The organism is Streptomyces sp. NPDC017529 (assembly GCF_044329785.1).
GTDB lineage: Bacteria > Actinomycetota > Actinomycetes > Streptomycetales > Streptomycetaceae > Streptomyces.
Window position 1 is genome coordinate 35,442 of the sequence record NZ_JBIRJY010000007.1, and the last position, 18,210, is coordinate 53,651.

Annotated in this window: 14 protein-coding genes; 6 read left to right on the forward strand and 8 right to left on the reverse strand. The window is 71.8% G+C overall.

The features are described 5' to 3' along the window. Nucleotides 1–4: 4 nt before the first annotated feature. Together ACH4K4_RS19715 and ACH4K4_RS19720 are read right to left on the reverse strand one after the other, a co-directional pair. Nucleotides 5–1,396, reverse strand: coding sequence for a glycosyltransferase family 39 protein (locus tag ACH4K4_RS19715; RefSeq protein ID WP_398169198.1), 1,392 nt, complete (start codon nt 1,394–1,396; stop codon nt 5–7). A gap of 106 nt (nt 1,397–1,502) precedes the next feature. Beyond that, complete coding sequence (locus tag ACH4K4_RS19720) at nt 1,503–4,199, reverse strand: serine hydrolase (protein WP_398168782.1); 2,697 nt, start codon at nt 4,197–4,199, stop codon at nt 1,503–1,505. Between the two features lie 247 nt (nt 4,200–4,446). On the opposite strand from ACH4K4_RS19720, the gene ACH4K4_RS19725 reads away from it, so the two are divergent. From ACH4K4_RS19725 to ACH4K4_RS19735, 3 genes are all read left to right on the forward strand, one after another. Then, the gene (locus tag ACH4K4_RS19725) at nt 4,447–5,214 is read left to right on the forward strand and encodes a GPP34 family phosphoprotein (RefSeq protein ID WP_398168784.1); all 768 of its coding nucleotides are present in this window, start codon (nt 4,447–4,449) and stop codon (nt 5,212–5,214) included. A 344-nt stretch (nt 5,215–5,558) separates the two neighbouring features. Then, a complete protein-coding gene (locus ACH4K4_RS19730; protein ID WP_398168785.1) occupies nt 5,559–6,425 on the forward strand; it encodes a helix-turn-helix domain-containing protein in 867 nt (288 codons plus the stop codon). A gap of 202 nt (nt 6,426–6,627) precedes the next feature. Then, nucleotides 6,628–6,837 (forward strand): DUF397 domain-containing protein, encoded by a 210-nt coding sequence (locus tag ACH4K4_RS19735; RefSeq protein WP_398168786.1) that lies wholly within the window; start codon nt 6,628–6,630, stop codon nt 6,835–6,837. Nucleotides 6,838–7,000: 163 nt separating this feature from the next. Here ACH4K4_RS19735 and ACH4K4_RS19740 read toward each other — a convergent pair whose 3' ends face one another. Next, complete coding sequence (locus tag ACH4K4_RS19740) at nt 7,001–7,864, reverse strand: hypothetical protein (RefSeq protein WP_398168788.1); 864 nt, start codon at nt 7,862–7,864, stop codon at nt 7,001–7,003. Nucleotides 7,865–7,971: 107 nt separating this feature from the next. Between ACH4K4_RS19740 and ACH4K4_RS19745 the strand changes: the two genes are divergently transcribed. Together ACH4K4_RS19745 and ACH4K4_RS19750 are read left to right on the forward strand one after the other, a co-directional pair. Next, nucleotides 7,972–8,757, forward strand: coding sequence for an SDR family oxidoreductase (locus ACH4K4_RS19745; protein WP_398168790.1), 786 nt, complete (start codon nt 7,972–7,974; stop codon nt 8,755–8,757). Nucleotides 8,758–8,958: 201 nt separating this feature from the next. Then, nucleotides 8,959–10,539: a sodium:solute symporter family protein gene (locus tag ACH4K4_RS19750; protein ID WP_398168792.1), complete on the forward strand. Its 1,581-nt coding sequence runs from the start codon at nt 8,959–8,961 to the stop codon at nt 10,537–10,539. Between the two features lies 1 nt (nt 10,540). On the opposite strand, the gene ACH4K4_RS19755 is transcribed toward ACH4K4_RS19750, so the two are convergent. The 5 genes from ACH4K4_RS19755 to ACH4K4_RS19775 form a co-directional block, all read right to left on the reverse strand. After that, nucleotides 10,541–12,238: an ABC transporter family substrate-binding protein gene (locus ACH4K4_RS19755; protein WP_398168793.1), complete on the reverse strand. Its 1,698-nt coding sequence runs from the start codon at nt 12,236–12,238 to the stop codon at nt 10,541–10,543. A 68-nt stretch (nt 12,239–12,306) separates the two neighbouring features. After that, nucleotides 12,307–14,520: a dipeptide ABC transporter ATP-binding protein gene (locus ACH4K4_RS19760; RefSeq protein WP_398168795.1), complete on the reverse strand. Its 2,214-nt coding sequence runs from the start codon at nt 14,518–14,520 to the stop codon at nt 12,307–12,309. Further along, a complete protein-coding gene (locus ACH4K4_RS19765; RefSeq protein WP_398168796.1) occupies nt 14,517–15,461 on the reverse strand; it encodes an ABC transporter permease in 945 nt (314 codons plus the stop codon). The genes ACH4K4_RS19760 and ACH4K4_RS19765 overlap by 4 nt, the downstream gene beginning before the upstream one ends. Beyond that, nucleotides 15,458–16,438 carry an ABC transporter permease gene (locus ACH4K4_RS19770; protein ID WP_398168797.1) on the reverse strand — a complete coding sequence of 327 codons (981 nt, stop codon included), beginning with the start codon at nt 16,436–16,438 and terminating at the stop codon, nt 15,458–15,460. Before ACH4K4_RS19770 ends, ACH4K4_RS19765 begins: the two co-directional genes overlap by 4 nt. A gap of 169 nt (nt 16,439–16,607) precedes the next feature. Further along, on the reverse strand, nt 16,608–17,729 hold the full coding sequence (locus ACH4K4_RS19775; protein ID WP_398168799.1) for an ADP-ribosylglycohydrolase family protein: 1,122 nt from the start codon (nt 17,727–17,729) through the stop codon (nt 16,608–16,610). A gap of 217 nt (nt 17,730–17,946) precedes the next feature. Between ACH4K4_RS19775 and ACH4K4_RS19780 the strand changes: the two genes are divergently transcribed. After that, nucleotides 17,947–18,207 (forward strand): hypothetical protein, encoded by a 261-nt coding sequence (locus tag ACH4K4_RS19780; RefSeq protein ID WP_398168800.1) that lies wholly within the window; start codon nt 17,947–17,949, stop codon nt 18,205–18,207. The last annotated feature ends 3 nt before the right edge of the window (nt 18,208–18,210 follow it).

The following is an 18,210-nucleotide window of genomic DNA, read 5'->3' on the forward strand; positions in this document are numbered from 1 at the left end:
GGCGTCAGCAGTGACCGGGACGGGCGTACAGCGTGACCCGCGCGCCCCTGATGTCCAAGGACTTGCAGACCTGGAACGAAGCGCTCAGGGTCGCCCGCTTGGCGATCTCCTGATCGGTCTGGTCGGCCGGCTGCCCCTCCGGGTCGCCGACCGCGACGATGCGGCGCGCCGCCAGCATCCGGGCGTGGATCCGGTCGCCGGACAGCTCCGTGCCGTACAGGGTGTGCGAGGCGACGGGACTCCGGTCCAGCGCCAGGTCGCTCAGGCGGTGGAACTCGTGCGGCACGGCCGCCGCCCACACCCGCCGCCGGGCCGGCTGGAACAGCAGCCCGTCGCCCGGCGACGACAGCTCCTTGACGGCCCCGGTCACCGCGATGGCGTCGTCGGTACGGCTCTGCGGGCTGCGCAGGAAGACGTTGACGGGTACGAGCAGCACGACGGCCAGGGCGAGCGCCGTCGACCTGTACAGCAGCCGGCGCCGGGTCTGGCCGCGGTGCCCGGCCGGCCGCAGCACCCAGTCGAGCGCGGCGCCCGCCAGGAGGGCGAACCCGGTGACGTAATACAGGACGTAGCGGTCCACGTAGATCGGCTTGAGCTGCGAGAGCAGCACCAGCAGTGCCGTGGGCAGGATCAGCAGCGGCAGCGCGACCGGCCGCAGCCGCAGCCGCCGCAGGCCCGCCCGGCCGACCGGGACGCGGGAACACAGCAGGCCGCCCAGCACCAGGACGGTGAAGGTGACCAGCTGGACCGGGTTCGGCCACTGCAACCAGCTGAGCTGCTCGCTCTGCCCCATGCTGAACAGGGCCAGCGGGACCAGCCCCATGATCACCGCGCCGGCCACCAGGCACCAGGCACGCCGGACCGGGCGCGGCAGGCCGGACAGGACGACCGCGGCGCCGTGCGCGGGCAGTACCAGCACGGCGAACTCGTGCATCAGGCAGGCGGCGAGGGACAGCGCCGCATAGCCCGCCCACAGCCGCCTGGACGGCCGGGCGGCGACCCGCACCAACAAGTAGGTGGACCACACCACCAGGGCGCAGACCAGCGCGTAACTACGCCCTTCCTGCGCGTACTGCTGCACCATCGGCAGCAGGACGAAGACGAACCCCGCGAAGAGACCCGCGCGCCGCCCCGCCAGCTCCCTGCCCAGCAGCGCAACGCCGGCGGCGGCCACCGCCATAGCGCACACGGACGGCAGCCGCAGGGCCACCACACCACCATCGAAGACGAGGAACCAGCCGCGCATGAGCACGTAGTAGAGGCCGTGCACCGCGTCGACGGTCTGGAGCGTCGGCCACAGCTCGGACAAGGTGCGGTGCGCCATGTCGTACGTGACCGCCTCGTCCCGCCACATGCTGCCCTGGCGGCGAATGCCCCACAGTCCCAGCAGCAGCATCAAGATGACGGGGTACAACGCGACGGCCCCCCGCAACGCCCAGATTCCTCTGGCGCGCGCGGGGGACGCGTACGCGGTCTGCGCTACGTCGATGACGGTCTCCGCCTCAGCCGACCCGGGTCAGCTTCGCGCCGAACGTCGGCTCGGCGAGGTCCTCCTGAAGGGCCACCGGCACCTTCGCCGCGCTGGAGCCGGTGCCGACGGTCAGCTCGCCGACCACCGTGCCGGCCTTCGCCTCGTGCGGGACGGACGTGCCGGCGGCGGCACCGATCTTGAAGTCGATCTTCTGTCCGGGGACGCCGATCGCCTTCAGGTCCTTCGTCGCCACGACGGGCGTCTGCCCACCCACACCGTCGTCCACATAGCCGACGACCTGGCCCTTCTTCACCGTGGTGGCGGAGGTGAGGGCGTTGCGGATGGCTTCGATCATGGGCTTGGTGCGGTCCTGGACCAGCGCGAGGCTGGCCGTGCCGTTGGTGTCCGGACCCTTGGCGTGCTGTGCCATCGTCGCGCCGAGGATCAGCTGGTCCTTGCCGTCCACACCCTTGTAGGACGCCCACACCAGCGCCCCGCCGGCCGCCGTGCTGGAGCCGGTCTTGATGCCCTTGACGCTCAGCTCGGGGTTCCGCGCGATCAGGCCGTTGGCGTTGAAGATCCGCTCGGGCAGCCCGTCCTTGGCGTCGGGCAGCGCGACGATCGGCCGGAAGGCGTCCAGCTTCATGACCTCCTCGGCCAGCTTGAGCTGGTCGACGGCGGTGCTGACGGTGGTCTTGGTCAGGCCGCTGGGGTCGGTGTACGTGGTGTTCTTCATGCCGAGGTCCTTGGCCGCGGCGTTCATCTTCTTGGCGAACTCCTGCTCCGAACCGGCGTCCCAGCGGGCCAGCGCACGGGCGATGTTGTTGGCCGAGTGGATCATCAGCATCTGGAGCATCTTCGCCTCGCTGTACTGCTGACCCTCCTTGAGCCCCGGGATCGTCGACTCGCCCGGCGCGTTCCCCTCCTGGACCGCCTTCGCGTCGATCGTGATCTTCGGGCCCTCTTCCTTGGCCTTCAGAGGGTGGTTCTTCAGCACGACGTACGCGGTCATGATCTTGGCGACGCTCGCCGTGGGCACCGGCTTCTCATCGCCGTACGTGCCCAGGCTGCCCGCACCCACGACCTTCGCCGCGGCCTGGCCCTCCTTCGGCCACGGCATCTGGAACGAGCCGCCCTCGAACGTGAACGAGGTCTTCCCGCTCAGCGCCAGCGACGGTCCCGGCAGCGGCCGCACCTGCTGCACGACCACGAAGACGACCAGCAGCAGCAGTACCAGCGGGGTCCAGATCTTGAACCGGCGGGCGACCGTACGCATCGGCGTCTCGGGCGGCGGCGGGGTGTTGGTCAGCTGCGCCAGCAGGTCCAGCGGCGGCAGCGGCTGCTGCTTGGTCCGCTCGGAGTCGGGCAGCGCGGTGGCGCCGGTGGACGCCGCGGCGGCGGGCGCCTCGGGCGCGGTGGCCTTCGCCTCGGTCTGGGCGGCGGCCTTCGCGCCCCACTTCGTGCCCGGCGCGACGTCCGGCTCGGCAGCGGGCTGCGCGCCCGCCTTCGTACCCGCCTTGGCGTCGGTCCCGGCGCCGGGCTTGCCCTCGGTCTTCGCAGTGTCCTTGGCCGGGGACTTGCCGGCCTTGCCCGGCTTGTCGCCCGTGACGGGCCGCGGCGGCTTGATCGGCTGCGGGTCGGTGGACTTCAGGGCCACGAACTGGCTGGTCCGCTCGCCGTCCGACTCCGCGGCGCCGGGCGGCCGTACGGCCTTGATCGCCGTGGTCGGCTGGTCGGCCGCAGGCTTGCCCGCCGGCTTGCCGCCGGGCTTTTCGGCCTTGGGTTCGGCCTTGGCACCGGTTTTGGGCTCGGGCTTGGACTCAGGCTTGGGCTCGGCCTTCGCGTCGGCCTTCGCGTCGGGCCCGGCGTCCTCGGCTTCGGACTTTCCGGCCTTGCCGGGCTTGCCGGCGTCCTTGGCGGACTTCGCCGGTCCGTCGACGTCCGAACCCTTCTGCTTTGCGATCGAGAACGCCCGGGTCGCGTCGTCGGCGGGCTCTTCCGCACTCGGCACCTTGAAGATGGCCGTCGGCTGGTCCACCGCCTTCGGCTTGTCCTCGGCCGCCGCACCGGAGGTGCTCTTCGTGGCGGCTTCAGTGGCCTTGGAAGCACCCTTGGACGCGCCCTTGGACGCGCCCTTGGGCTCGGCCTCGGACTCACCCTCGTCCGAGCCCTCAGCAGCCTTCGAGGTGCCCTTGGGGGCGTCCTTGGGGGCGCGCTTGGCAGCCTCCTCGGGGGCGTCCCCGGCCTTCTCCTCGGCGTCGCCCTTCGACGCCTTCGTCACCGGAGCCTCGTCCGCCTCAGCCTTCGCACGCGTTTCCGCTCCGGCCTTGGCGTCGTCCCCGGAAGCGCCGTCTTCGGTGGCGTCCTCGTCGGGCGCGTCCTCGTCGTCCGTGGTCGCCACCCAGGCGGCGACCGCCTCTCGCAGCCGCTCGTCACGGCCCTCGCCGCCGGGCGCCGCCGGCTCCGCGGCGGGCTTCTCCGCCTTGTCGCCCTTGCCGCCCTTGCCGCCCTTATCGCCCTTGACGGGCTCGTCGGCCTTCTTCTTCGTCTTGTCCGTGCCGTCCGCAGCCTCGGCATCGGCGTCGTCCGCCGTGCCGTTCTTCGGTTCCGGCCCGGCCTGCCCGGCCTTCGGTTCACGGAAGACCGCAAGTCGCGGATCGCGTTCGCTCCCCGCCGTCTCCCCCGACGACTGCTTCTGCTCCGGCTTGCCGGGGGACTCGCCCGCCACCTATGTCTCCTTCACACGTCGCGATACGTCGCGCTCTGTCTGGCCCAGTGTTCCCAAGTGTCCTGTGTCCGCGGGGCGCGCCCTCACCGCCACGCGAAACGATGGGCGCCCCGCCCCACAGAAGGCGTCGCCAAGGTGATAGACGAGAACGACATACCTACAGGTTCCCTGCCTAACCCACCACGCACTCTCGACAGATGAATGTGAGAGGGGTCACCCTGTCATTCATCCACGCGGGGAGGCATGGATGGGCAGGAGCCGCAGAACAATTCCGGAGGAGCTTCTGCTGCTCGCTTTGGACCCGGCAACGGGAACCACAGCGCAGCCGCAGTCGCTCGACCTCGGTCTGGCCGGGGCCCAGCTAGTAGAGCTGGCTCTGGCCGGACGGATAGCCCCTGACGGGGATCGTATCGCCGTGGTGCTGCCACGGCCGACCGGAGATCCGACTTTGGACTCCGCGCTTGAGTTGCTGCGACGCCGCGGCAGCCCGGTGCGCGCCGTCCACTGGATCGGCGGGCCCCGGCTGGGGCTGCGCCAGACGTATCTCACGCATCTGGAGCGGTGCGGCATGGTGCATGCCGTGGCGGGTCAGATGTGCGGGGTGCTGCCGACGACTCGCTACCAGGCGACGGACACGGCGATCAGCCGGGAGATCAAGAACCGGCTGGACAACGCGATCCGCACCGGCGTACCGCCGGACCCGCGGACCGCGGCGCTCGCCGCGCTGGCCCACGCGGTCGGACTCGGCAAGCACCTGTATCCCGGCAACGAGGGGCGCTCCTCGCGCTCCCGCCTCCGGGACCTGATCCGGCACGACCCGATGGGCGGGCTGGTCGCACATGCCGTCATGGATGTGCAGAACGGCGTCGCGGCGCAGCCGAGGCGCGCACCGGTGGCGGCGTCCGGGCCGGGCCCGGGAGCGGGCCGGCAGCCCGCGACCCGCGTCGCGGCGGAACCGTCGGGCGTACCGGTCCAGCCACGGCACGGGTCCATGGCCCGCGTCGGTGCCCGCTGACGTCCCGCGTCAGCGAGCGTCGCCGGGCGCCCCGGCACAGCACAGGCAGTGCACTGGCACCAGTAGTGCGCTGGCACCAGCAGATCACGTGGCGCAGATGGATCACGTGGCGCGGATAGATCGCGCGAAGCAGGCACACCACGCACCACCGTCCCCACCGTCCCGTTCCGGGAGCCGCAGCAAGCGCGGGGTGGCGGGCCGGCCGTTCCGGACGGCGGCCGGGCCGCCACCCCGTGCGCACGTCCGCTCGCCTTGTGTGTCCATTCCACTGCGCTGCGCGGACCTGGGATGGCAATCTGCTGAGCAGGAGAAAACAGCAGTACGGAGCCGGAGGTGCACGTCCCGTGGCGTCCAATATCAATCCCACCGTCAGGCGACGCCGGTTGGGCCAGGAGCTGCGCCGGCTCCGCGAGCTCAAAGGCATGACGGCGGAAGAGGTAGCCGAGCGCCTGCTCGTGTCGCAGTCGAAGATCAGCCGCTTGGAGAACGGCCGCCGCAGCATCAGCCAGCGGGACGTCCGTGACCTGTGCGGGGTCTACGAGGTCGAGGACCACCGCGTCGTCGATTCGCTGATGCAGATGGCCAAGGACTCCCGCCAGCAGGGCTGGTGGCACGCGTTCGGCGACATCCCGTACAGCGTCTACATCGGCCTGGAGACCGAGGCGGCCTCGCTGCGGGTGTACGAGTCGCTGCTCGTGCCGGGCCTGCTCCAGACGCCCGGGTACGCCGAGGCCGTCATTCCCGGCACGGTTCCCGAGCTGACCCAGGAGCAGCTCGACAAGCGCATCCAGGTGCGGATGCGGCGCCAGGAGCGGGTCAACCACCCCGACAGCCCGCTGCGGCTGTGGGTCGTACTGGACGAGAGCGCGCTGCGCCGGGTCGTGGGCAGCCACCTGATCATGCGCGAGCAGCTGGACCACCTCGTGGAGGTGAGCAATCTGCCGCATGTGACGGTGCAGGTGCTGCCGTACGACACGGGCGCGCACGCGGGCATGTCGGGGACGTTCTCGATCCTGGAGTTCGACGACGCGGCCGATTCGAGCGTGGTCTACATCGAGGGCGTCACCAGTGACCTGTACCTGGAGAAGACCAACGACGTGCACAAGTACACGATCATGTACGAGCATCTGCGGGCCCAGGCGCTGAGCGCGGACCAGAGCCGGGAGTTCATCGCCTCGGCGGCGAAGAAACACGCGGACAGCATGACCTGATTCCGGCCTGCCATCCGGCTGAATCCGAGATTCCGCCAAGCGGTTCGGCACCGTACACCGGGACCCAGGCGCTTGAAAAGGGATCAAGAAATATGCCATTCGAATGAGTGAACTGCTCCTGCCCTCCGTGATGTTGGCGCGTAGCGTCGGTACTACCGAATCCGCGGCAACGCGGTGCAACTCAGAGCGAGTCGGAGTGAACATGGCCAGCAAGCCCAATTCCGCATTCTCCTGGACGAAGTCCTCGTACTCCGGTGGCAATGGTGCCTGCGTCGAGATCGCCGTACCGGCGCCCGCCGCCATCGCGGTCCGTGACTCCAAGGACCCCGACGGCCCCCGCCTCACGTTCGGCACCTCCGCGTGGAACACCTTCGTGGCGGGTGTGGGCAAAGGCGCGTACGACCTGACCTGATCCGGTCGGCCGCATGGCACGAACCGCTCGTGCCACACCGCATGACGAGCACCACCCAGAGCCCTCTCGACTGGATCGCCGTCCCGGCCGAGGGGGTTCGGCCTCGGTCAGGGGCCGGACGGATCCGCCCGGCCCCTGACCTCCCCGCCCCCTCCTCCCCGCCTCAGCGCAGTTCGTCCACGTACCGGTCGGTCCCCGGCACGGTGGGCAGGAACGGCGCGACCAGCTCCACCCGCCCCAGGCCCGCCGCCGCGACCTCCCCGTCGAGCCCCGTGAACCACGGCGCCCAGCACGCGCGCGGGTCCTCCTGGAGCAACCACAACAGCGTCAGCCGGGTGCCGACGCCCTCCACCTGCCGTACGTACGGCATCCGGTCGCCGGGCAGCGGCACGGGCGTGAAGACCGTCACCATGGCCGCGGGCGAGCCCGCCAGGCGGCGCGGCAGCCGTTCGCCGCGCAGCCACTCCAGGAGCGCGGCCAGGCCCCCGGGGTCCGGCGCGTCGACCACTTCGAGGACCAGCCCGGCGTACGGGTGGTCCAGCGCGTGGAAGTCGCGCGGGCCGCGCGCCCCGTCCCGGTAGACCGTGGTGGCGTGGTCCTGGAAGGCCGTGAAGACGTGCGTACGGTCGTGGTGGACCCGGCCGTCGCGGTTCAGCCGCTGGTTGACGGCGACGGTCCAGCGCATGTGGTCGCCGTGGCGGCCTTCGGTGATCCAGTAGGTGGCGAGATAGCAGCCCGCCGTGACCGGGCGGGCGACGGCGGACCGTGCCGGGTAGCGCAGGCGCCGCAGGTCGCGGGTGGCGACCCAGCGGCGGCCCGCGAAGATCCACGGCATCGCCATCGCGCCGGCGATGTAGTGGTCGTCCTCGTACCAGCGGTTGTAGGCGCGCTCGTGGCCGGGGTGCGGCTCGACCATGGTGATCAGCGCGTGCCCGGGGTGCACGCCGTACGGGCCGACGGCGGCCAGTTCGGCGTGGGTCTCGCTCCGGGTGTCCGTACGCCCGTCCTTGCCGGGGTCATGGGTCATGACCCCCAGGTGTAGCTGACGCCGCATCAGTTGAGGAGGGGAGCGGAGACGGCCTAACCTGATGGGCCGTCACTTTAGGCGGCTGGGACCCGGCCGGGGAGGCGCGCGTGCTGCTGCGGGACAAGACCGTCGTGGTGTCGGGCGTCGGCGCCGGGCTCGGCCGCCAGGTGGCGCTGGCGTGCGCGCGGGACGGCGCTTCGGTGGCGCTCGGCGCCCGTACGGAGTCCCGCCTCACCGAGACGGCGGCGCTGGCCGATCCGTCGGGTGAACGCGTCGCCTGGCGGGTGACGGACATCGCGGACGAGGAGCAGTGCGCGGCGCTGGCCGCGCTCGCGGCCGAGCGCTTCGGCGGCATCGACGCCGTCGTCCACGTGGCCGCGCTGGACTCGCTCTTCGGCGGGCTGGCGGACGCCGACTTCGCGGCCTGGCGCCGGGTCGTGGACGTCAACCTCTTCGGCACCCTGCGCATGACGCGCGCCTGCCTGCCGTCGATGACGGAGCGCGGCGGCGGGTCGGTGGTGTTCGTCGGAACGCAGTCCTCGGTCGCCGCGCCGTCCGAGGTGCGGCAGGCCGCCTACGCGGCCTCCAAGGGCGCGCTGGTCTCGGCGATGTACTCGCTCGCGCGCGAGCTGGGGCCGCGCCGGATCCGGGTGAACACCGTGCAGCCGGGCTGGATGTGGGGCCCGCCGGTCGAGGCGTACGTCCGGTACGCGGCGGACGCCGAGGACGTACCGGAGTCGGAGGTGCTGGGCCGGCTCACCGCGCGGATGGCGCTCCCCGAGATGGCGACGGACGCCGATGTCGCGCAGAGCGCGGTCTTCCTGGCCTCCGACCGGGCGCGGGCGATCACCGGCCAGTCACTGCTGGTGAACGCCGGTGAGGTCATGCGCTAGCAGCCGTTCCAGCCCTGCCGCCGTCATCCGCGTATGTTCGCCGCACTGATAGCAGTTCACATCCTTGACCACACGCGCCCTTGACCGCCCCTCTTCACGAGCGGTTCAATCCCCGAAGTCCCCGCTCACGCAGGGGATACCGCCCCGCGGACCGTACGCCGACGTGTCTCCCCGTTCACAAGGCGGACCCCTGGAGGGGACATGGGCAGTCTCGACTGGGCCGTGCTCGTCGGCTACTTCGGCGTGATGGTCGCGATCGGCGTGTGGTCCCACAAGCGCGTGGACGACGTCTCCGACTTCTTCACCGCGGGCGGCCGGATGCCCTGGTGGCTGTCCGGCATCTCGCACCACATGTCGGGCTACAGCGCCGTGATGTTCACCGGTTACGCGGGCATCGCCTACCAGTACGGCGTCACGTCCTACGTCACGTGGTCCTTCCCCATCGCGGTCGGCATCGCCATCGGCGCCCGGCTCTTCGCCGGACGCCTGAACCGGCTGCGCTCGCGCCTGCACGTCGCCTCGCCGCTGGAGTACCTCAAGAGCCGCTACAACCTGCCCACGCAGCAGGCGCTGGCCTGGTCCGGCGTGCTGCTGAAGATCGTGGACGTGGGCGCGAAGTGGGCGGCGATCGCCACCCTGCTGTCCGTCTTCACCGGCCTCACCCTCAACCAGGGCATCCTGATCACCGGAGTCGTCACCGGCGTCTACTGCACGGTCGGCGGCCTGTGGGCGGACGCGCTCACCGAACTGGGGCAGTTCGTCATCCAGCTGCTGGCGGGCGCCGCGATGCTGGTCACCGTGCTGGCCGAGCTGGGTGGCGTCAGCGCGCTGTGGACGGTGTGGGACCGGCTGCCGGACAGCCACACACAGCCGACGGCCGGCCCGTACACGCTGACGTTCCTGCTCGCGTACCTCTTCATCAAGACGTTCGAGTACAGCGGCGGGATGTGGAACCAGGCGCAGCGCTACATGGCCACCCGCAGCGCCCGCGAGGCGCGGCGCTCGGCGCGGCTGTCCGCTGCCCTGTGGTTCGTGTGGCCGGCGGTGCTCTTCTTCCCCATGTGGGTGGCGCCGCTGCTGGTGAAGGCGCAGAAGCCGGACGCGTCGGACTCGTACGCGCTGCTCACCGAGCGTCTCCTGCCGCACGGCCTGCTGGGCCTGGTGGTCGTCGGCTTCTTCTCGCACACGATGGCCATGTGCTCCTCCGACGCCAACGCGATCTCCGCCGTCTTCACCCGGGACATCGCGCCCGCGCTGCCGAAGCTGGGCGCGAAGGCGGCCGCCTGGTCGCACCGGGCGGGGCTGCTGGCCGCGCGCCTGTCGACCGTCGCCTTCCTCGCCCTGTCGATGGCCGTCGCCACCCAGGTCGACTCGCCCGCGTTCAAGGACATCATCACCGTCGTCATCAAGTGGGTGGCCGGGCTGGTGGGGCCGATCGCGATCCCGTTCCTGCTGGGCATGGTGCCGCGGTTCCGGCGGTCGGGGCCGACCGCGGCGCTGGTGTCCTGGGCGGCGGGTCTGTTCGCCTTCTGGCTCACCACCTACGGCCTGTCCGGTGTCCGCCTCCAGGCCCAGATCGCCGCGCCGGTGGCGACCTCGCTGGTCCTGTACGTCCTCGTCGGCTTCCTCAAGCCGGAGGACACGCCGGAGCGGGACGCGGTGCTGGCCCGCATCAACTCCGGCGGGGACGGCGACGAGGACGGCGCCGCCGGTGGCGCGGGCGCCGCCCGCACGGCGGCCGGGCCGGTCGGCGGGCCCGGCCACCGTGCGGCACGGAAGTGAGTTACTTCGTGTAGCCGATGTGCTCGTAGGTGATGTCCGCCATGCCCTGCGCACCGAGGTTGGCCAGGTTCTTCTTGGCCGCGGTGATCTCGGGGAGCTGGTAGGTGGGCAGCACGCCCGCCAGCCGCCACGCCTCCGCGTCCGCCTCGTTCACGGCCTCCAGGGCCGCGGCCGGATCGGTGCTGCTGCCGGCCTTCTCCAGCAGCCCGTCCAGCTTCGCGCTGCCGACCTTGGAGTTGTTGCTGCCGCCGTCACTGGCGTAGATGTTGCTGGACCCGGTCGCGGAGAACGGCGTGCGGGAGAAGCTGTAGGGCGCCACGTCGTAGTCACCCGGGGTCACGTACTTGTCGAAGAACTCGTTGACGGGCACCGTCCTGACGTCCAGCTGGACACCGACCCGGGCCCACATCTGGGTCAGGATGGTGGCCTCGTTCTTCGACGCGGGCTGACCGGTGGGGATGACGAAGCGCAGCTTCAGCTCCTCGCCGCCCTTCTTGCGGACCTTCCCGTCGAGTTTCCACCCCGCCTCGTCCAGCATCCGGCCCGCGGCCTCGGGGTCGTACGCGGCGAGGTCCCCCGCGTTGTCCTGGTAGCCCTTCTGGTTGGGCACGAGGAAGTGGTTGTCCAGCGGCTTGGCCTCCCAGTTCAGGCCCTTGACACCGGACTTCACGAGCGTGTCGCGGTCGGTGGCCTTGAACAGCGCCTTGCGCACGTGGGGATCGCTGAGCCTGGGGCTCTTGCCGTTGAAGGTCAGGTGCCGGTAGTTGGGGCCGCCGGCCTCGCGGATCTCGCCGGACGTGACCCCCGAGGCCTGCTTGTAGGCGGCGACGCCGGCGTTCAGGTCGAAGTAGTCGATCTCGCCGTTGGCGTAGGCGGCGGGCATCGACTCGGTCGTCATCGCATGAAAGACGATTTTGTCCAGCTTGGGCTTGTCGCCCCACCACGCGGGGTCGGGGACCACGGTGACGGTCTGCGCGGTCTTGTCGATGCCCGCGAGCTTGTACGCGTTGGCGGTGACCGGGACCTGGTTGAGGTAGCCGGTGGTGAAGCCCTTGGCGTCGGCCATGTACTTCGCCGGGTAGAGCGGGGTGTTGTTGGGCGCGGCGAACAGGGCGCGCCAGTCCGCGTACGGCTTGTCGAAGGTCAGGACGGCCTCGTGGTCGTCCTTGCCCTTGCGCACGGACGACACGTCCTCGTACCCGGCCGGGGAGCCGACCTTGAACGCCGCGTCCTTGCTGCTCATGGCCCGTACGTTGGCCTCCAGGTCCCGGTAGGTGATCGGAGTGCCGTCGGACCACTTCGCCTTGGGGTTCAGGTGGTACGTCACGATCTGCTGGCCGCCCTCCGTACGGGCGGCGGCGTCCAGCAGGAACGCCTTGTTGGGCACCTGCTCACCGTTGGGTGCCGAGTGCCACAGCGACGGCATCAGGGCCTCGATGACGACGTTGGTGGCGGCCTGGTTGCCGTCCGCCTCGATCTCGTTGAACTGCACGGGGAACTGGTCGATCGCCCAGTTCAGCGTGCCGCCCTGCGTGAGCCGCGCCGGGTCGGTCTTGTTGATGTCCAGCGCGGTGGTCTGCGGCGCTTTCGTCGGCTTGCCGCCGTCGCCCTTGTCGTCCGGGCTGCCGCAGGCGGTCAGCGCCAATGACGACACCGCGACGGCGGCGACGAGGGCGAGCGGAACTCTGTTGGGCTTCATTGCGGAGACATTCCCTTTCTCGGCTGGACTGACGGGAGCACAGGGACGCGCGGCACAGGAGGGGTTCTTCAGCCTCCTCCCGGCGGCGACGCGTAGTGGCAGGCCGCCTCGTGGCCGGCCGCCACGGGCCGCGGCGGCGGGTCCTGCTCCCGGCAGCGCCGCCGCTCCGGCGCGCCGAGCGCCGCGTACAGCGGGCAGCGGCCCCGGAAGCGGCAGCCGGACGGCACGTCGGCCGGGCTCGGCAGGTCCCCGCCCAGCAGGACGCGGGTACGGGCCCGCTCCTTGCGCGGGTCGGGCAGCGGCACGGCGGACAGCAGTGCCTGCGTGTACGGGTGCGACGGCGCCGCGAAGACCGCCGCGCTGTCCCCCGACTCCACGATGCGGCCCAGGTACATCACCGCGACCCGGTCGGCGGTGTGCCGGACGACGGACAGGTCGTGGGCGACGAGGAGGTAGCTCAAGCCCAGCCGGGCCCGCAGGGTGTCCAGGAGATTGAGGACACCGGCCTGTACGGAGACGTCGAGGGCGGAGACCGGCTCGTCGAGGACGAGCAGCCGGGGCTCCAGGGCGAGGGCACGGGCGATGGCGATGCGCTGGCGCTGGCCGCCGGAGAACTCCCGCGGGTAGCGGTCGGCGTGCCCGGCGTCGAGGCCGACCGTCTCCAGGAGTTCGGGGACGCGGGCGGCGATCCGGTCCTTGGGCCAGCGGTGGGTGCGCAGCGGCTCGGCGAGGATGTCGCCGGCGGGCATCCGGGGGTCGAGGGCGGCCGTCGGGTCCTGGAAGACGATCTGGAGGTCGCGGCGCAGGCGCCTGCGGCCGGCGCGGTCCAGGTCCCGTACGTCCCGGCCGAAGAGCCGGACGGTGCCCGCCTGCCCGGCCGCCAGGTCCATGATCTCCATCAGGGTGGTGGTCTTGCCGCACCCGGACTCGCCGACCAGGGCGAGCGCCTCCCCCTCCCGCACGGCGAAGCTGATGCCGTCGACGGCCCGCACGGTACCGGTGGTCCGCTTGACGAACGTGCCGCGGGTCAGCGGGAAGTGCTTGACGAGCCCGTCGACTTCCAGCACGACGGGGCGCCGGTCGCGTGGTGCCCGTACGGCGTCGGAGGGCGCGGGCGGGGTGGCTGGTTCGGGCGGGGAGGGGGGTGGGGGTGGGGGTGGGGCGGTTGTCCGCGGGTGCGCCTGGGTAATCCCCCGGTGGGGGGACGGGTTCGTTCGATTCGCCCCCGTAGGCGCGCGCCCGGCGAAGATGCCCGACCGCGGCAGCGTCCCCGCGGCGATCTCCTCGCTCCGGTGGCAGGCGACGGTGTGCCCGCCGCCCACGGCGGGCGCCGGTGCGGGCTCGGTCTCCCGGCAGCGGTCCACGGCGACGGGGCAGCGCGGCGCGAAGGGGCAGCCGGGCGGCAGGGCGGACAGCGGCGGCGGCGTGCCGGGGACCGGCACCAGCGGCTCGTCCACGGGGCCGTCCAGGCGCGGCGTGGCGCCCAGCAGTCCGATCGTGTACGGCATGCGGGGCCGGTAGTAGATCTCGTCCACGGTCCCGGACTCCACCGGCCGCCCCGCGTACACGACCTGCACCCGGTCCGCGAACCCGGCGACCACCCCCAGGTCGTGGGTGATCAGGACGATCGCGGCGCCGGTCGCCTCCCGGGCCGTCCTGAGCACGTCCAGGATCTGCGCCTGGACGGTGACGTCCAGGGCCGTGGTCGGCTCGTCCGCGACGATGACCCGCGGTTCGTTGGCGATGGCCATGGCGATGACGGCGCGCTGCCGCATCCCGCCGGAGAACTCGTGCGGGAAGGCGTCGGCGCGGCGGTGCGGGTCGGGGATGCCGACGAGGTCCAGGAGTTCGACGGCGCGCGCACGGGCGGCCTTGCGGCTCAGGTCCTGGTGGACGCGGAGCGCCTCGACCAGCTGGCTGCCGACGCTGTAGACGGGCGTGAGGGCGGACAGCGGGTCCTGGAAGACCATGCCGATGCCGTTGCCGCGGATTTCGGACAGCGCGGCGTCGCCGAGGCCGAGCAGTTCCCGGCCGTCCAGCTCGACGGAGCCCCGTACCCCGGCGCCGTCCGGCAGCAGCCCGAGGACGGCCTGCGCGGTGGCGGACTTGCCCGCGCCGGACTCACCGACGATGCCGAGGACCTCGCCGGGCCGTACGGCGAAGTCCAGGCCGCGTACGGCGTGCACCGGGCCGCTCTCGCCGGGGAAGGTGACGTGCAGGTCGGTGACCCGGAGGGCGGCGCGTGCGGCCGTGGCGGCGGGGCCGGTGTGCTGTTCGGTCACCGGCGGCCTTCCGTGGGCGCGCCACCGGCCGTACGGGGCACGCGCCGCGTACGCCGCTTGGCGCGGGCCTGCGCGCCCGCCGCGTCGGGGTCCAGCGCGTCGCGCAGCCCGTCACCGATGAAGGCGAGGGAGACGCCGATGAGCACCAGGCATCCGGCGGGGAAGAAGAACAGCCACGGGTAGCTCGCGGCCATGTTGGTGTTGTCGGCGATGACCGTGCCCAGGGACACGTCGGGCGGCTGCACACCGAACCCGAAGTACGACAGGCCGCTCTCCCCGATGACCGCGGCCCCGGCCTGGATGACCGCCTCGACGATCAGCAGCGAGGACAGGTTGGGGAGGATGTGCCGGAAGATGACGACCGGCGCGGGTACGCCCATGTACCTGGCGGCCTTGACGTACTCGCGTTCCTTGAGGGTGAGCGTCACGCTGCGCACCACCCGGCCGGTGATCATCCAGCTGAAGGCGGCCAGCAGGACGACGAAGACCGGCCAGCCGGAGCCGCGTACGAGCGGCGACAGGACGGCGACGACCAGGAACGCGGGCATCACGAGCAGCAGGTCGACGGCCCCGGTCAGGACGCGGTCGGTCCAGCCGCCGAAGTAGCCGGCGAAGGCCCCGGCGACGGCCGACAAGAAGGTGGACAGGAGGCCGACGAGAATGCCGATGACCAGGGACTTCTGAAGGCCGCGCAGGGTGAGCGCGTACAGGTCGAGGCCGCTTTGCGTGGTGCCCCACCAGTGTTCGGCGGACGGCCCGGACAGGAAGTTGAGGAAGTCGTGGGTGCGGTGGTCCCAGGGGCTCAGCAGCGGGCCCGCGTACGCGGCGAGGAAGAGCAGGACGAGCAGCGCGAGGCCGCACAGGGCGAGCCGGTTGCGCGCGAAGCGGCGGGCGGTGAGGCGGGCCCGCGACGTGCGGCGGGTGCCGGCGGCGCGGGTCACCGGACGCGTACCCGGGGGTCGAGCGCCGCGTACAGGAGGTCCGAGAACAGCCCCGCGACCAGCACCAGGGCCGCGGTGAACAGGCCGACGGCGGCGACCGAGTTGACGTCCTGCCGCGTGACCGAGTCGACGAGCAGTTCGCCCATGCCGTGCCAGCCGAAGGTCTTCTCGACGAAGGTGGCGCCGGCGAACAGCAGCACGATGTTGTAGACGAGCAGCGGTACGACCGGCAGGACCGCGGTGCGCAGCCCGTGCCGGACCAGGGCCGTGCGGCGGCGCAGGCCCTTGGCGCGCGCGGTGCGCAGGAAGTCGGCGCCGAGCACGTCCAGCATGGTGCTGCGCTGGTAGCGGCTGTAGAGGGCGACCTGCACGACGATCAGGGTGAGTGCGGGCAGGAGCAGGTGCTGGGCGCGGTTGAGGAGGGCTGCGGGGTCCCAGCGGCCGGCGTACTGCGCGTCGTACTCGCCCAGCACTTTGATCGTCTGTGTGCCGTCGTTGAGCGCCGTGGCACCGATCTTGAGCGCCACGCCGATGACGAAGACCGGCATGGCCAGGACGAAGAACGAGGCGAGGGTGGAGAACCGGTCGGAGAAACGGTACTGGCGGATCGCGCCGTACGCGCCGACGGCCACGCCGAGGGCCGAGCCGACGAGGGTGGCCAGGAACAGCAGCCGGGTGCTGACGCCGACCCGGCGGCCGAAGTCGTCGTTGACCGAGTCGCCGTCGAGGGTCCGGCCGAGGTCGCCGTGTACGACGTCGCCCGCCCAGTGCGCGAAGCGGGCCACCACCGGCGTGTCCGGGTTCATGTTGTAGTCGTCGAGGGTCCTGGTGACGGCGGCTTCGGGCAGCGGCGGGTTGCGGCCGTCGAACTTGGCCCGCGGGTTCAGGGCGAGCGCCGCCAGGAAGTACGTCAGGGACGCCGCCACGACCACCAGGACCAGGTACCCGGCCAGCCTGCGCAGCAGGTAGCGGCCCATGGTCTGTCTCCCCCTCGTACGCCTCGGTACGGGCCGCCCCCCGCGGCCCCCACGCTGTTCTCGCATGCGCGGGGCGGGTTTGTCGACCAAGACGCTCCCAAAGCGGGGCATTGGGAGCGGTGTTGGGAACTCGGCGCCTCCCCGTTCGCGGCTGCGCCGCGCGCGTCCTTCACGCGCGGGGGTAGCGCTCCAGCCAGCCCGGTGCCGAGTTCCCCGGGCCGTGCAGGGCCGGGCCCTGCGTCATCTCCATGGCGAAGTCGTCGGCGAGCTGGAGGATCGTCGCCCGGCCCTCCAGTTCGGCCAGCCAGGCCGGCGGCAGCGCCGTCTCGCCGTGCAGCGTGCCCAGCAGGTTGCCGCAGATCGCGCCGGTCGAGTCGCTGTCGCCGCCGTGGTTGACCGCCAGCAGCAGCCCGTGCCGGACGTCCTCGGCGACCAGCGCGCAGTACACGCCGATCGCCAACGCCTCTTCGGCCGTCCAGCCCTCGCCCAGCGACTCCACGCGGGCGGGCGTCGGCATGCCCTGCCGTACGGCGCCCAGCGCCTCCTTGAGCGCCTCGCCGGTCTCCTCGTGGCCCGGCCGGGTCGCCAGGTGGGCGAGCGCCTTCTGCACGGCACCGTCCAGGTCGTCGCCGCGGGCCAGCGAGTGGGTGATCACCGCCATGGCGCCGGCCGCGAGGTAGCCGGTCGGGTGCCCGTGCGTCTGGGCGGCGCACTCGACGGCGAGCTGGAAGACCAGCTGGGGTTCCCAGCCGACCAGCAGCCCGAACGGCGCCGACCGCATCACCGCGCCGCAGCCCTTGGACTGGGGGTTCTTGGGCTGCTCCAGGGTGCCCATCACGTCGTCGCCGAGCCCGGACAGGCAGGCCCGCCCGGGGGCCCGCTGCGCGTACAGCCACTCCTCGCGCGCCAGCCAGCCGTCGTCCTTCCTGCGCTCGTCGGGGCCCCAGTCGCGCTGGGTGGCGGCCCAGCGCAGGTACGCGCGGTGCACGTCGGTGGGCGGGTGCCAGGCGCCGGTGTCGCGCCGCACCTGGGCCCGGATGAGCCCGTCCACGGTGAACAGGGTCATCTGGGTGTCGTCGGTGACGGTGCCGCGCCGCCCGAAGGCCGGTACGTAGTCCGTCACGCCCTCCTGGCCGTGGGCCTCGCGGATCGCGTCCAGCGAGTCGAACTCGATGCCCGCGCCGAGCGCGTCGCCGATCGCCCCGCCCAGCAGGCAGCCCCGCACCCGGCTGCGGAAGTCCTGCTGTTCGGCCCGGCCCCAGATGGCGGCGCCGCCTGCCGCTGTGCTCACTTCGTCCCCTCCCGCGCACCGCAACTTTCCTTACGGGACCCTTACTCTCCCCCGCCGCAGCACTGTAATCGACCAAGAAGGGTCAACTTTGAGCACGGAACGCTATGTGATCAGTCACCCCGGCGGAGGCTTTTGATCACACCGGTGCTGATCAGCACACTCGTGCCCCCTGCGTACCGAGGTCATGCGGCCGGTGCTCCCTGGGCATGCTCCCCCCATGCCCGAGTACGAGTGGGACCGCACCGCCATGGCCGTCGTCGCCTGCGCCCTGGCCGGCGACAGCGAGGGTGCCGTGGAGCTCCTCCGGCCGCTCTCCCAGCGCGACGTGTGCCAGGTCACCGTCCGGTTGGCCGCGATGGCCGCCGACGCGCTCATCTCCGCGGCCGAGGACACCGGCGGCGACCGCGCCGAAGCGCTGGCGCAGTGGCAGCAGTGCATCCTCCAGCACGAGGCGGAGGCGGAGTTCGGGGACGGGTGAAGC

What these genes read in the sequence shown, in the direction of transcription:
- ACH4K4_RS19715 (WP_398169198.1), bottom strand. Translation starts at nt 1,396, where the DNA reads ATGCTGCTGCTGGGACTGTGGGGCATTCGCCGCCAGGGCAGCATGTGG.
- ACH4K4_RS19725 (WP_398168784.1), top strand. Translation starts at nt 4,447, where the DNA reads ATGGGCAGGAGCCGCAGAACAATTCCGGAGGAGCTTCTGCTGCTCGCT.
- ACH4K4_RS19735 (WP_398168786.1), top strand. Translation starts at nt 6,628, where the DNA reads ATGGCCAGCAAGCCCAATTCCGCATTCTCCTGGACGAAGTCCTCGTAC.
- ACH4K4_RS19740 (WP_398168788.1), bottom strand. Translation starts at nt 7,864, where the DNA reads ATGACCCATGACCCCGGCAAGGACGGGCGTACGGACACCCGGAGCGAG.
- ACH4K4_RS19750 (WP_398168792.1), top strand. Translation starts at nt 8,959, where the DNA reads ATGGGCAGTCTCGACTGGGCCGTGCTCGTCGGCTACTTCGGCGTGATG.
- ACH4K4_RS19755 (WP_398168793.1), bottom strand. Translation starts at nt 12,238, where the DNA reads ATGAAGCCCAACAGAGTTCCGCTCGCCCTCGTCGCCGCCGTCGCGGTG.
- ACH4K4_RS19770 (WP_398168797.1), bottom strand. Translation starts at nt 16,438, where the DNA reads ATGGGCCGCTACCTGCTGCGCAGGCTGGCCGGGTACCTGGTCCTGGTG.
- ACH4K4_RS19780 (WP_398168800.1), top strand. Translation starts at nt 17,947, where the DNA reads ATGCCCGAGTACGAGTGGGACCGCACCGCCATGGCCGTCGTCGCCTGC.